We start from the raw sequence: 12519 nt of genomic DNA on the forward strand, positions 1-12519 counted from the left end.
TCCCTGCTTATTTGCAGATGACGATCATGCTGCGACTGGTATACCCGGCGGGGTTGAGTCCGAATGGATAGTCTCCCGGCTCCTCGACGGTATCCCCCGATTTGGCGATCACCTTGTAGTTCTTTGGGGCGCATGAATTGGCAGCGGTGGCGGCGCATTGCTCCCAGGATGAAGTCAGCCCAGAGCAATTGATGTGCAAGCCCTTTTTACCGCGCTTCATTTCGGTTTTCGAAGTCGCCGCGCAGCCCGCAATTGCCAGTATGGCGATCAAGATCAAAATTCGTTTCATTCCCGTCCTTATGCCGTCGTGGATCTTGTGTCTACGTACGGCTGTGTTCGCTCTCGCTTGAAGCGTTCATGACGTCCTGTATGAAAAAATCCATGTCCAGCATTAGGTTACGAGGCTAAACATGGCCTAAATGGGCGGCAAATACCAGACCTATGATCAAACTGATTAATCTGCCGCAATGACGGGTTTGGCGGCATCGCCCATCGTCAGCGTTGCGCCGACTGACGCAAGGATAATGCAGGTAATGGCGGCCCACTGCGCCAGCGATAGGTATTCCTGAAGGAACACCAGTCCCGACAAGGCGCCGATCGCGGGCTCGACACTCATCAGCGTGCCGAACGTGCGGGCGGGAATTCGGGTCAGGGAAATCATCTCCAAGGTATAAGGGAGGGCAGTAGACAGAATGGCCACCGCAATGGCGATTGGAATAAGACTTGGTGTCAGCAGTGCGGCACCGGCGTGCACAATGCCAATGGGCGCGACAAACAGTGCGGCGATCATGACCCCTAGTGCAGCGGTCTGCACGCCGTTGTCCGCGCCGGCTTTCTGGCCAAACAAAATGTACAGTGCCCAGCACACGCCTGCGCCCAATGCATAGCCTGCTCCGATCAAGTCGATGCTGGTGCTGGCGGCTCCGTTGGGTATGAGCAGCAGCAGGCCGACCAACGCCAGGGCAATCCAGAGAAAATCAATCGCCCGACGTGACGCATAAATCGCAACCGCCAGAGGGCCGGTAAACTCCAATGCCACCGCAATGCCCAGCGGAACGGTACGAAGTGACATATAAAAGAGAAAATTCATGCCCCCCAGGGCCATCCCGTAGACCAACACGGTGCGCAAGGATTGGGCTGTGAGTTTGGCCCGCCACGGGCGTAGCAATAACAACATGATGATGCTGGCGAAAATCAGCCGCAGGGTCGTCGTGCCTTGCGCGCCTACTATCGGGAACATGCTCTTGGCGAGGGAAGCGCCGGACTGGATGGAGGCCATGGCGACCAGTAGCAAGGCAACCGGAAATAAAGAAGAGGCCAGGCTGCGATTGGGTGGAGTCATTACGGGGTGTCATCCAATGAAAAGGGCAGGGGGGAAGTGGATTGAGCAATATAGTGCGCATTTCAAGCGACGTAGTCTATATATAAGGCGCCCTTGAGCTCTTTCATCCATAAAGATGGAGAAAGACACAACAAAGGGTTGACGGCAGATTCTGGATGTCTATAATTCGCCCCACTTCCGGCGCAGTCGAGACGGAAAACTCCTTGAGTTTCAATGAGTTAGATGGTTTCGGCAAGTCAGGCGCTTCAGTTCATCGAAGTGCTGAAGGAGTTGATAGGGCGGTGTTGTTTGGCTCTATCGGCGATTCGATCTTCTCGGTCGAAAGCGGTAAAAAAGAGGTGTTGACAGCAGCGAACAACGCTGTAGAATTCGCCTCCCGCTAACGAGAGATCGAAAGCGCAAGTGGTTGAAGTTGTTAAGGATTTCCAAGCGAAACTTTGAAAACTTCTTAAAATAACCGCTTGACAGATGCGCGGGGCGCTGTAGAATGCGCGCCTCGGTTGAGACGAAAGGCTCAACCCACCGCTCTTTAACAACTGAATCAAGCAATTCGTGTGGGTGCTTGTGGAGTCAGACTGCTAGTCAACAGATTATCAGCATCACAAGTTACTCCGAGAGAAATCAAAGATGTAACCAACGATTGCTGAGCCAAGTTTAGGGTTTTCTCAAAACCCAAAGATGTTTGAACTGAAGAGTTTGATCATGGCTCAGATTGAACGCTGGCGGCAGGCCTAACACATGCAAGTCGAGCGGCAGCACGGGTACTTGTACCTGGTGGCGAGCGGCGGACGGGTGAGTAATGCCTAGGAATCTGCCTGGTAGTGGGGGATAACGCTCGGAAACGGACGCTAATACCGCATACGTCCTACGGGAGAAAGCAGGGGACCTTCGGGCCTTGCGCTATCAGATGAGCCTAGGTCGGATTAGCTAGTTGGTGAGGTAATGGCTCACCAAGGCGACGATCCGTAACTGGTCTGAGAGGATGATCAGTCACACTGGAACTGGAACTGAGACACGGTCCAGACTCCTACGGGAGGCAGCAGTGGGGAATATTGGACAATGGGCGAAAGCCTGATCCAGCCATGCCGCGTGTGTGAAGAAGGTCTTCGGATTGTAAAGCACTTTAAGTTGGGAGGAAGGGCATTAACCTAATACGTTAGTGTTTTGACGTTACCGACAGAATAAGCACCGGCTAACTCTGTGCCAGCAGCCGCGGTAATACAGAGGGTGCAAGCGTTAATCGGAATTACTGGGCGTAAAGCGCGCGTAGGTGGTTCGTTAAGTTGGATGTGAAATCCCCGGGCTCAACCTGGGAACTGCATTCAAAACTGTCGAGCTAGAGTATGGTAGAGGGTGGTGGAATTTCCTGTGTAGCGGTGAAATGCGTAGATATAGGAAGGAACACCAGTGGCGAAGGCGACCACCTGGACTGATACTGACACTGAGGTGCGAAAGCGTGGGGAGCAAACAGGATTAGATACCCTGGTAGTCCACGCCGTAAACGATGTCAACTAGCCGTTGGGAGCCTTGAGCTCTTAGTGGCGCAGCTAACGCATTAAGTTGACCGCCTGGGGAGTACGGCCGCAAGGTTAAAACTCAAATGAATTGACGGGGGCCCGCACAAGCGGTGGAGCATGTGGTTTAATTCGAAGCAACGCGAAGAACCTTACCAGGCCTTGACATCCAATGAACTTTCCAGAGATGGATTGGTGCCTTCGGGAACATTGAGACAGGTGCTGCATGGCTGTCGTCAGCTCGTGTCGTGAGATGTTGGGTTAAGTCCCGTAACGAGCGCAACCCTTGTCCTTAGTTACCAGCACGTTATGGTGGGCACTCTAAGGAGACTGCCGGTGACAAACCGGAGGAAGGTGGGGATGACGTCAAGTCATCATGGCCCTTACGGCCTGGGCTACACACGTGCTACAATGGTCGGTACAGAGGGTTGCCAAGCCGCGAGGTGGAGCTAATCCCACAAAACCGATCGTAGTCCGGATCGCAGTCTGCAACTCGACTGCGTGAAGTCGGAATCGCTAGTAATCGCGAATCAGAATGTCGCGGTGAATACGTTCCCGGGCCTTGTACACACCGCCCGTCACACCATGGGAGTGGGTTGCACCAGAAGTAGCTAGTCTAACCTTCGGGGGGACGGTTACCACGGTGTGATTCATGACTGGGGTGAAGTCGTAACAAGGTAGCCGTAGGGGAACCTGCGGCTGGATCACCTCCTTAATCGACGACCGCAGCTGCTTCATGAGCTCCCACACGAATTGCTTGATTCATTGAAGAAGACGATTGGGTCTGTAGCTCAGTTGGTTAGAGCGCACCCCTGATAAGGGTGAGGTCGGCAGTTCGAATCTGCCCAGACCCACCAATTTCATGGTGTACCCTGTAGCGATACGGGGCCATAGCTCAGCTGGGAGAGCGCCTGCCTTGCACGCAGGAGGTCAGCGGTTCGATCCCGCTTGGCTCCACCATTACAGATTGGTTCCAACGTTTAAAGCTTAGAAATGACATTCCACCAAGGCGGTGATGAATGTTGATTTCTAGTCTTTTGATTAGATCGTTCTTTAAAAATTTGGGTATGTGATAGAAAGATAGACTGGACGTTACTTTCACTGGTAACGGATCAGGCTAAGGTAAAATTTGTGAAGGGCTCTTGGAGCTCAATCGAATTTTCGGCGAATGTCGTCTTCACAGTATAACCAGATTGCTTGGGGTTATATGGTCAAGTGAAGAAGCGCATACGGTGGATGCCTTGGCAGTCAGAGGCGATGAAAGACGTGGTAGCCTGCGAAAAGCTTCGGGGAGTCGGCAAACAGACTTTGATCCGGAGATGTCTGAATGGGGGAACCCAGCCATCATAAGATGGTTATCTTGTACTGAATACATAGGTGCAAGAGGCGAACCAGGGGAACTGAAACATCTAAGTACCCTGAGGAAAAGAAATCAACCGAGATTCCCTTAGTAGTGGCGAGCGAACGGGGACTAGCCCTTAAGCTTCTTTGATTTTAGCGGAACGCTCTGGAAAGTGCGGCCATAGTGGGTGATAGCCCTGTACGCGAAAGGATCTTAGAAGTGAAATCGAGTAGGACGGAGCACGAGAAACTTTGTCTGAATATGGGGGGACCATCCTCCAAGGCTAAATACTACTGACTGACCGATAGTGAACTAGTACCGTGAGGGAAAGGCGAAAAGAACCCCGGAGAGGGGAGTGAAATAGATCCTGAAACCGTATGCGTACAAGCAGTGGGAGCCCACTTTGTTGGGTGACTGCGTACCTTTTGTATAATGGGTCAGCGACTTATTTTCAGTGGCGAGCTTAACCGAATAGGGGAGGCGTAGCGAAAGCGAGTCTTAATAGGGCGTCTAGTCGCTGGGAATAGACCCGAAACCGGGCGATCTATCCATGGGCAGGTTGAAGGTTAGGTAACACTGACTGGAGGACCGAACCGACTACCGTTGAAAAGTTAGCGGATGACCTGTGGATCGGAGTGAAAGGCTAATCAAGCTCGGAGATAGCTGGTTCTCCTCGAAAGCTATTTAGGTAGCGCCTCATGTATCACTGTAGGGGGTAGAGCACTGTTTCGGCTAGGGGGTCATCCCGACTTACCAAACCGATGCAAACTCCGAATACCTACAAGTGCCGAGCATGGGAGACACACGGCGGGTGCTAACGTCCGTCGTGAAAAGGGAAACAACCCAGACCGTCAGCTAAGGTCCCAAAGTTATGGTTAAGTGGGAAACGATGTGGGAAGGCTTAGACAGCTAGGAGGTTGGCTTAGAAGCAGCCACCCTTTAAAGAAAGCGTAATAGCTCACTAGTCGAGTCGGCCTGCGCGGAAGATGTAACGGGGCTCAAACCATACACCGAAGCTACGGGTATCACGTAAGTGATGCGGTAGAGGAGCGTTCTGTAAGCCTGTGAAGGTGAGTTGAGAAGCTTGCTGGAGGTATCAGAAGTGCGAATGCTGACATGAGTAACGACAATGGGTGTGAAAAACACCCACGCCGAAAGACCAAGGTTTCCTGCGCAACGTTAATCGACGCAGGGTTAGTCGGTCCCTAAGGCGAGGCTGAAAAGCGTAGTCGATGGAAAACAGGTTAATATTCCTGTACTTCTGGTTATTGCGATGGAGGGACGGAGAAGGCTAGGCCAGCTTGGCGTTGGTTGTCCAAGTTTAAGGTGGTAGGCTGGAATCTTAGGTAAATCCGGGATTCCAAGGCCGAGAGCTGATGACGAGTTACCCTTTGGGTGACGAAGTGGTTGATGCCATGCTTCCAAGAAAAGCTTCTAAGCTTCAGGTAACCAGGAACCGTACCCCAAACCGACACAGGTGGTTGGGTAGAGAATACCAAGGCGCTTGAGAGAACTCGGGTGAAGGAACTAGGCAAAATGGCACCGTAACTTCGGGAGAAGGTGCGCCGGTGAGGGTGAAGCACTTGCTGCGTAAGCCCACGCCGGTCGAAGATACCAGGCCGCTGCGACTGTTTATTAAAAACACAGCACTCTGCAAACACGAAAGTGGACGTATAGGGTGTGACGCCTGCCCGGTGCCGGAAGGTTAATTGATGGGGTTAGCTAACGCGAAGCTCTTGATCGAAGCCCCGGTAAACGGCGGCCGTAACTATAACGGTCCTAAGGTAGCGAAATTCCTTGTCGGGTAAGTTCCGACCTGCACGAATGGCGTAACGATGGCGGCGCTGTCTCCACCCGAGACTCAGTGAAATTGAAATCGCTGTGAAGATGCAGTGTATCCGCGGCTAGACGGAAAGACCCCGTGAACCTTTACTATAGCTTTGCACTGGACTTTGAATTTGCTTGTGTAGGATAGGTGGGAGGCTTTGAAGCGTGGACGCCAGTCTGCGTGGAGCCATCCTTGAAATACCACCCTGGCAACTTTGAGGTTCTAACTCAGGTCCGTTATCCGGATCGAGGACAGTGTATGGTGGGTAGTTTGACTGGGGCGGTCTCCTCCTAAAGAGTAACGGAGGAGTACGAAGGTGCGCTCAGACCGGTCGGAAATCGGTCGTAGAGTATAAAGGCAAAAGCGCGCTTGACTGCGAGACAGACACGTCGAGCAGGTACGAAAGTAGGTCTTAGTGATCCGGTGGTTCTGTATGGAAGGGCCATCGCTCAACGGATAAAAGGTACTCCGGGGATAACAGGCTGATACCGCCCAAGAGTTCATATCGACGGCGGTGTTTGGCACCTCGATGTCGGCTCATCACATCCTGGGGCTGAAGCCGGTCCCAAGGGTATGGCTGTTCGCCATTTAAAGTGGTACGCGAGCTGGGTTTAGAACGTCGTGAGACAGTTCGGTCCCTATCTGCCGTGGACGTTTGAGATTTGAGAGGGGCTGCTCCTAGTACGAGAGGACCGGAGTGGACGAACCTCTGGTGTTCCGGTTGTCACGCCAGTGGCATTGCCGGGTAGCTATGTTCGGAAAAGATAACCGCTGAAAGCATCTAAGCGGGAAACTTGCCTCAAGATGAGATCTCACTGGAGCCTTGAGCTCCCTGAAGGGCCGTCGAAGACTACGACGTTGATAGGCAGGGTGTGTAAGCGCTGTGAGGCGTTGAGCTAACCTGTACTAATTGCCCGTGAGGCTTGACCATATAACACCCAAGCAATTTGCTGACTCGAAAGAGCACCAGATTGCGGTGTGTGAAGACGAAACGAACCGAAAGTTCGAAACTCACAAAACACCGAAAGCTGTCACATACCCAATTTGCTGAAGCGAGGTCATTAGGCCACGACTCAGTACCCGAATTTCTTGACGACCATAGAGCATTGGAACCACCTGATCCCATCCCGAACTCAGAAGTGAAACGATGCATCGCCGATGGTAGTGTGGGGTTTCCCCATGTGAGAGTAGGTCATCGTCAAGATTCAATTCCGAAACCCCTATCTGCTGATGCAGGTAGGGGTTTTGTTTTGACTGTGAAAAAAAGGGTGACCTCAGGGTCACCCTTGTTCATAGCCGGCAATCAAGCCCCCGGCACAGGGCAGCTCAGATCCCCTTCCTTGCATTCAAGATAGATTTTGAACGCTTGAACTCGCGCTTTCGTCAAGCGGGTGATGCAGCCATTGTGGATCATCGGATAGACGCTGCCGCCTTCAACACCGGACGCAGAAAAGCTGCATTCGGCGTCACGAAAACCAATCCAGGCGCGTTGTGCCTTGACCAAAAGCTGCTTGGCCTCGGCATTGTCTTTGAGACGCGCCGTGATTTTTTTGTACAAGGTATTCAATTCTTTGTCGGCAGCCTTGCTCTCCTGGGCCGCACATTGGTTCATCGCAGCTTGGGTCATCGCATTGGCGCAATCATCAGCGTTCGCCATGCCGATCAAAAACAGCGGCACCAGGGGCAGCAGCAAGCGGGTGGACATTATCAATCTCCTTGTGGGGTGAAACTGCGGAGGAGTGTACCCAAACAATGCGCCGACACAACTTTCCGGTTGGCCTCGTGGTCTTACAAGCCTACTGTTGAACACAGGAGGTGACCCATGCATTTACCTGATCGTATTGAAAGAAAGATCTTACTGAAGGCGCCCCGTTCGCAGGTTTGGCGCGCTCTGGCCAATGCTGAGATCTTCGGCCAATGGTTTGGTGTGAATCTCAAAGGGAAACGTTTTGTCGCAGGCGTGCGCACTCAAGGGCAGATCACATACCCAGGCTACGAACATTTGGTTTGGGATGTGATGGTGGAGCGTGTCGAGCCCGAGCGCGTGTTTTCGTTTCGATGGCACCCCTACGCTGTCGAGCCGAAGATCGATTACTCCCAGGAGACCGAGACCCGGGTGCAGTTCGAACTTGAAGATATGAATGGCGGCACGTTGCTAAAGGTCGTGGAATCGGGATTCAACGGTATTCCTGAGGCTCGTCGACTCAAGGCGTTCCGCATGGACAGTCGTGGCTGGGATGAGCAAATGGCCAATATCGAAGAGTTCCTGAGCAAGGCTTGAATGGATCCTGAGCCCCCACGTAAGTCATGGAGTGATCCGATGCCGGGTTGGCTAGGGGTTTTCGGAGGGACTGCTATAGCGAATGTCTTACACGGCTTGGTAGTTATGTCCTCTGTTTCACTTTGGATCCGACGCGTAATCTGGACTCATCCACTGAAGCACAGGGAGTGCTCAGGATCAGGGATGATCGACCTTGCCAGGATGGCTATCGACAGGGAGTCGTAATGGTCTTGGAAAAAACCCGCTTAGGCGGGTTTTTTTTCGTCTGTCCAAAAACTGTCGAGAACACTAAATGGCGAAAAGCTTACACGCCATTGCTGTTTTATCGTCTTTGCCCGCGATCGCGACCGCACTAACCTATGTACAACCGTTGAGTACAGGGAGTGCTCGGGGTCACGGATGATGGGACCAGGCATGGAGTGCCGGACAGGAGTCTAATAGGTCCTCAAAAAAACCCGCCTAGGCGGGTTTTTTTTTGTCTGCAGTAAAGTAGGTCTTCATGCCAGGCGGTGGGCCGACACTCGATCCGAACCATCAGCAGCCAATGCCCGGCCACCTAGGGTACGTTCCGAACCATCAGCAGCCAATGCCCGGCCACCTAGGGTACGTTCCGAACCATCAGCAGCCAGTGTCTGGCCACCTAGGGTACGTTCCGAACCATCAGCAGCCAGTGTCTGGCCACCTAGGGTACGTTCCGAACCATCAGCAGCCAGTGTCTGGCCACCTAGGGTACGTTCCGAACCATCAGCAGCCAGTGTCTGACCACCTAGGGTACGTTCCGATCCATCAGCAGCCAGTGTCTGGCCACCTAGGGTTCGTTCCGAACCATCAGCAGCCAGTGCCTGGCCACCTAGGGTTCGTTCCGAACCATCAGCAGCCAGTGCCTGGCCACCTGGGGTACGCTCCGCACCGTCTGCCGCTACGGATTCTTGCTGATCAAGCGCTTGGGTAAAGAATCGGTCTTGTTGCTGGCTTGGCAGGGCGAATGCCATGGTGCTCAGAGCAAAGGCAATAACGGCAATCGAGGAATTGAACATTTTCATGGCTATGACTCCGGTCTTATCAAAGGGGTGAGTGCCGGGTCGTTCAGATGTCATGATCTGCTGAACCCGTTGCAGCCCGGACGGTTGTCGTGCTGCATGGGTTCAGAATAGGGATGGGTAGCTGGACGTCGTTAGTCGGAAACTGCCATGCGTTTGCCTGATCCTGTTTGCATGCAGGATCAGGCGCTATTGGCCTGCACTGCCATGGCGCGCAGGCGAGCGATGTCCTTGCTGGGCGAGGCGCCAAATAGACGGCTGTACTCACGGCTGAACTGGGAAGGGCTTTCATAGCCCATCTTGTAGCCGATTGACGAAACGTCGCAGTTCTCGGCCAGGAGCAGTCGTCGGGCCTCCTGCAGGCGCAGCTGTTTCTGGTACTGGAGCGGGCTCATGGCGGTCACGGCTTTAAAGCGATGATGCAGGGCCGAAGGGCTGAGATTGATCATTTGCGCCAGGCTATCGATGCTCAACGGCTCGGCGTAATGGCTGTTGAGCCACTCGATGGCGCGGCTGATGCGATGTGTCTGCGTGTCAGGAATGGCAATTTCATGCAGACGCCGACCTTGGGATCCTCGCAATAGCCGATAGAAGATCTCCTGTTGGGCCAAGGGCGCAAGGGTAGCGATGTCGTCTGGGCTGTCGAGCAACCGCATTAAACGCAGCATTGCGTCGAGCAAGGGTTCATCGATGCTATCCAGGAACAATCCGCGATCGGCCCTTTCGGTCGGTACGCCAATGGGGCTGGCATCGGCGATCAACCGACAGATCTGGGCCGGATCAATGTCGAGGCGAATGCATAGGTACGGTTGCTCGGGACTGGCCTCGATCACTTGGCCGGCCAGCGGCAGCGTCACCGATACCACCAGGTAATTGAGCGGGTCATAAACGTAGCGTTCGTCCGCCAGCGTGACCTCTTTGCGCCCTTGGACAATGACGCAGAGCCCCGGTTTATGCACGACGTGCAAGGCTTCGGTGGGCTGGTCGCTGCGAATCAGGTGCAAGGCCTCGATGGCCGTGGAGTGGACGCCATATTCCGGGGCGAAGCGCTTCATCAGGCTCGCCAGTTCGGCGCGACGCAGGTCTACGCGGTTATCGGGCGTGATGGTGATGGACGTGGATACCGACATGCCGATCAATCTCCCTGGCCAATTCAATGGATCGCGCTAGTAAAGCTGATTGCAGCCGCGACGGCCAGAGGCGTTATCGTTACAGGATCGTGCAAATGCGCAGGAGAATCCGGCTAACCGAAGCGCGGAGCGAATCCCTAATCTGGACCTGTCGAAACGCTCCACCCAGGAGCCAACACATCCAGACGAGGAATCGATCATGTCCGATATTCAAAACAAAGTCGTTGTCATCACGGGCGCCAGCAGCGGGATTGGCGAGGCGGCGGCACGCTTGCTGGCAGCCCGGGGAGCTTGCGTTGTGCTCGGCGCCCGGCGCGCGGACCGCTTGCAAACGCTTGTGCAGGAACTTGAGGCCGCCGGCCACCGCGCTGCCTGTAAAGCCGTTGACGTGACCCGTCGCGACGACGTCCAGAGCCTGATCGATTTCGCCGTCGAAAAATACGGCCGGCTCGATGTGATCATCAATAACGCCGGCGTCATGCCCCTCTCCAAGCTCGAGGCCCTGAAAGTCGAGGAATGGGATCGGATGATCGACGTCAACATTCGCGGCGTGCTCCACGGTATCGCCGCAGGCCTGCCACTGATGCAACGCCAGCGCAGCGGTCAATTCATCAACATCGCCTCCATCGGTGCCTACGCTGTCAGCCCGACGGCCGCCGTGTACTGCGCCACGAAGTTCGCCGTGCGGGCCATTTCCGAGGGCCTGCGCCAGGAAGTGGGCGGCGACGTTCGCGTGACCGTGATTTCCCCCGGCGTTACCGAATCGGAACTGGCCGAGAGCATTTCCGATGAAGGCGGGCGCGCCGAGATGCGCGAGTTCCGCAGGATCGCCATCCCCGCCGAGGCCATCGCCCGGGCCATTGCATACGCCATCGAACAACCGGCCGACGTCGACGTCAGCGAACTGGTCGTGCGGCCGACGGCCAGCCCGTATTGAGACGAACCGGTCCACAGGAGAGCTCCCATGAGAAAGGCATTCGGCAACCAAGACAAATTCGTCGGCCTTTGGGTAACCGCCGATGGCGTGATCCGCCATCGGCTGCTACCGGGCGGTCGGTACGATGAAGCAAGGGGCACTCGAGAGAGCGCTTATCAGGGCGACTACTGGCTTCAGGACGACCATATCGAATATCACGACGATACCGGTTTTACCGCCGACGGGGATTTTCGCGATGGGGTGCTGTACCACGCCGGGATGGTCTTGTATCGCCAGGAGAAATAGCTCAGCCAAGCCAGGCACCTGGCTTTGGTGCCTGGCTGAAACTCACTGCTACACCTTTGCCAACCGTGCCGCAGCTCGCTGAGTGATCTGCGAACGCACCCGGAACGATTCCGCAGAACGTCGGTTGGCCTCTTCCAGTACCTGCGTAGGCGCAGTGTCCGGGCTCCCTGAGGCAAATGGTGGAGCGGGAGCGTATTCAAGCTGTAATTGGACCAGCTCGGCGGTGTCCCGGTCGAACAACTCTGCTGCCAGGGTCAAGGCAAAGTCGATACCCGCCGTGATGCCTCCGCCAGTCAATAGATTACCGTCGCGTACCACGCGGTCCTTGATGGGTGTCGCGCCCATCGGCTGCAACAGGCTGTGAAAAGCCCAATGGGTGGTGGCGCGCTTGCCTTGCAACAACCCCGCAGCACCCAGTACCAGTGAACCGGTGCACACCGAGGTGATGTACTTGGCGTGGGCTGCCTGGCGCTTGATAAAGGTCAAGGTCTGCTCGTCTTCCATCAGCGGACCCACGCCGCTGCCGCCGGGTACGCAGATTACGTCGAGCTTCGGGCAGTCCTCGAACGTGGTGGTCGGCAGCAAGACCAGCCCGGTGCTGGCGGTCACGGGTGCCAGGTCTTTCCAGATCAGGTGCACTTTCACATCCGGCAGCGAGGCCAGCACGTCATAAGGGCCGGTGAGATCCAGTTGCTGAACCTGTGGGAATAACAGAAAACCGATCTGCAACGTCATGTCGCTTGCTCCTTTGGATAATTGCCCGAGGGGTGGACGGTTTAACTGTAGGCTCGTAGCATCTGGCGTATTCGCCAATAAACCC

The 12519-nt window shown here is 54.8% G+C and carries 10 protein-coding genes, 2 tRNA genes and 3 rRNA genes; 9 read left to right on the forward strand and 6 right to left on the reverse strand.

All coding sequences use genetic code 11. The features are described 5' to 3' along the window. Positions 1-7: 7 nt before the first annotated feature. Both VQ575_RS08515 and rhtA read right to left on the reverse strand, forming a co-directional pair. Positions 8-289 carry a hypothetical protein gene (locus VQ575_RS08515; RefSeq protein ID WP_039593737.1) on the reverse strand — a complete coding sequence of 94 codons (282 nt, stop codon included), beginning with the start codon at positions 287-289 and terminating at the stop codon, positions 8-10. A 165-nt stretch (positions 290-454) separates the two neighbouring features. Beyond that, positions 455-1342: a threonine/homoserine exporter RhtA gene (gene rhtA / locus VQ575_RS08520; protein ID WP_039593738.1), complete on the reverse strand. Its 888-nt coding sequence runs from the start codon at positions 1340-1342 to the stop codon at positions 455-457. Positions 1343-1545: 203 nt separating this feature from the next. On the opposite strand from rhtA, the gene VQ575_RS08525 reads away from it, so the two are divergent. The 6 genes from VQ575_RS08525 (at position 1546) to rrf (ending at position 7230) form a co-directional block, all read left to right on the forward strand. Continuing rightward, positions 1546-1725, forward strand: coding sequence for a hypothetical protein (locus VQ575_RS08525; RefSeq protein WP_325919445.1), 180 nt, complete (start codon positions 1546-1548; stop codon positions 1723-1725). Positions 1726-2026: 301 nt separating this feature from the next. Continuing rightward, positions 2027-3571: ribosomal RNA gene (locus VQ575_RS08530) — 16S ribosomal RNA — on the forward strand. Between the two features lie 65 nt (positions 3572-3636). Further along, positions 3637-3713, forward strand: a tRNA-Ile gene (locus VQ575_RS08535). Between the two features lie 27 nt (positions 3714-3740). Beyond that, positions 3741-3816 (forward strand) — tRNA-Ala (locus VQ575_RS08540). A gap of 249 nt (positions 3817-4065) precedes the next feature. Further along, a 23S ribosomal RNA gene (locus VQ575_RS08545) occupies positions 4066-6957 on the forward strand. A gap of 157 nt (positions 6958-7114) precedes the next feature. Continuing rightward, a 5S ribosomal RNA gene (gene rrf, locus VQ575_RS08550) occupies positions 7115-7230 on the forward strand. The 16S, 23S and 5S rRNA genes sit together here with 2 tRNA genes alongside, the layout of an rRNA operon. A 99-nt stretch (positions 7231-7329) precedes the next feature. Here the strand turns inward: rrf and VQ575_RS08555 are convergent. After that, the gene (locus VQ575_RS08555) at positions 7330-7731 is read right to left on the reverse strand and encodes a lysozyme inhibitor LprI family protein (RefSeq protein ID WP_325919446.1); all 402 of its coding nucleotides are present in this window, start codon (positions 7729-7731) and stop codon (positions 7330-7332) included. 117 nt (positions 7732-7848) lie between these two features. On the opposite strand from VQ575_RS08555, the gene VQ575_RS08560 reads away from it, so the two are divergent. Beyond that, a complete protein-coding gene (locus VQ575_RS08560) occupies positions 7849-8307 on the forward strand; it encodes an SRPBCC family protein (RefSeq protein WP_039594573.1) in 459 nt (152 codons plus the stop codon). A gap of 497 nt (positions 8308-8804) precedes the next feature. Here the strand turns inward: VQ575_RS08560 and VQ575_RS08565 are convergent, their stop codons facing one another. Together VQ575_RS08565 and VQ575_RS08570 are read right to left on the reverse strand one after the other, a co-directional pair. Next, positions 8805-9350: a hypothetical protein gene (locus VQ575_RS08565; RefSeq protein WP_325919447.1), complete on the reverse strand. Its 546-nt coding sequence runs from the start codon at positions 9348-9350 to the stop codon at positions 8805-8807. 179 nt (positions 9351-9529) lie between these two features. Beyond that, the gene (locus VQ575_RS08570) at positions 9530-10477 is read right to left on the reverse strand and encodes an AraC family transcriptional regulator (RefSeq protein WP_045155514.1); all 948 of its coding nucleotides are present in this window, start codon (positions 10475-10477) and stop codon (positions 9530-9532) included. A 199-nt stretch (positions 10478-10676) separates the two neighbouring features. On the opposite strand from VQ575_RS08570, the gene VQ575_RS08575 reads away from it, so the two are divergent. Further along, positions 10677-11414, forward strand: coding sequence for an SDR family oxidoreductase (locus VQ575_RS08575; RefSeq protein WP_039594570.1), 738 nt, complete (start codon positions 10677-10679; stop codon positions 11412-11414). A 27-nt stretch (positions 11415-11441) separates the two neighbouring features. After that, positions 11442-11699: an Atu4866 domain-containing protein gene (locus tag VQ575_RS08580; RefSeq protein WP_039594569.1), complete on the forward strand. Its 258-nt coding sequence runs from the start codon at positions 11442-11444 to the stop codon at positions 11697-11699. Between the two features lie 48 nt (positions 11700-11747). On the opposite strand, the gene inhA is transcribed toward VQ575_RS08580, so the two are convergent. Continuing rightward, positions 11748-12434: an isonitrile hydratase gene (gene inhA / locus VQ575_RS08585; RefSeq protein ID WP_045155516.1), complete on the reverse strand. Its 687-nt coding sequence runs from the start codon at positions 12432-12434 to the stop codon at positions 11748-11750. Positions 12435-12519: the final 85 nt, after the last annotated feature.

The sequence above is a fragment of the Pseudomonas frederiksbergensis genome, assembly GCF_035751725.1.
Taxonomy (GTDB): Bacteria; Pseudomonadota; Gammaproteobacteria; order Pseudomonadales; family Pseudomonadaceae; genus Aquipseudomonas; species Aquipseudomonas frederiksbergensis_A.

Coding starts and splice junctions, on each gene's coding strand:
- VQ575_RS08570 (WP_045155514.1), bottom strand. CDS start 10,477: ATGTCGGTATCCACGTCCATCACCATCACGCCCGATAACCGCGTAGAC.
- rhtA (WP_039593738.1), bottom strand. CDS start 1,342: ATGACTCCACCCAATCGCAGCCTGGCCTCTTCTTTATTTCCGGTTGCC.
- inhA (WP_045155516.1), bottom strand. CDS start 12,434: ATGACGTTGCAGATCGGTTTTCTGTTATTCCCACAGGTTCAGCAACTG.
- VQ575_RS08555 (WP_325919446.1), bottom strand. CDS start 7,731: ATGTCCACCCGCTTGCTGCTGCCCCTGGTGCCGCTGTTTTTGATCGGC.
- VQ575_RS08565 (WP_325919447.1), bottom strand. CDS start 9,350: ATGAAAATGTTCAATTCCTCGATTGCCGTTATTGCCTTTGCTCTGAGC.
- VQ575_RS08515 (WP_039593737.1), bottom strand. CDS start 289: ATGAAACGAATTTTGATCTTGATCGCCATACTGGCAATTGCGGGCTGC.
- VQ575_RS08580 (WP_039594569.1), top strand. CDS start 11,442: ATGAGAAAGGCATTCGGCAACCAAGACAAATTCGTCGGCCTTTGGGTA.
- VQ575_RS08575 (WP_039594570.1), top strand. CDS start 10,677: ATGTCCGATATTCAAAACAAAGTCGTTGTCATCACGGGCGCCAGCAGC.
- VQ575_RS08560 (WP_039594573.1), top strand. CDS start 7,849: ATGCATTTACCTGATCGTATTGAAAGAAAGATCTTACTGAAGGCGCCC.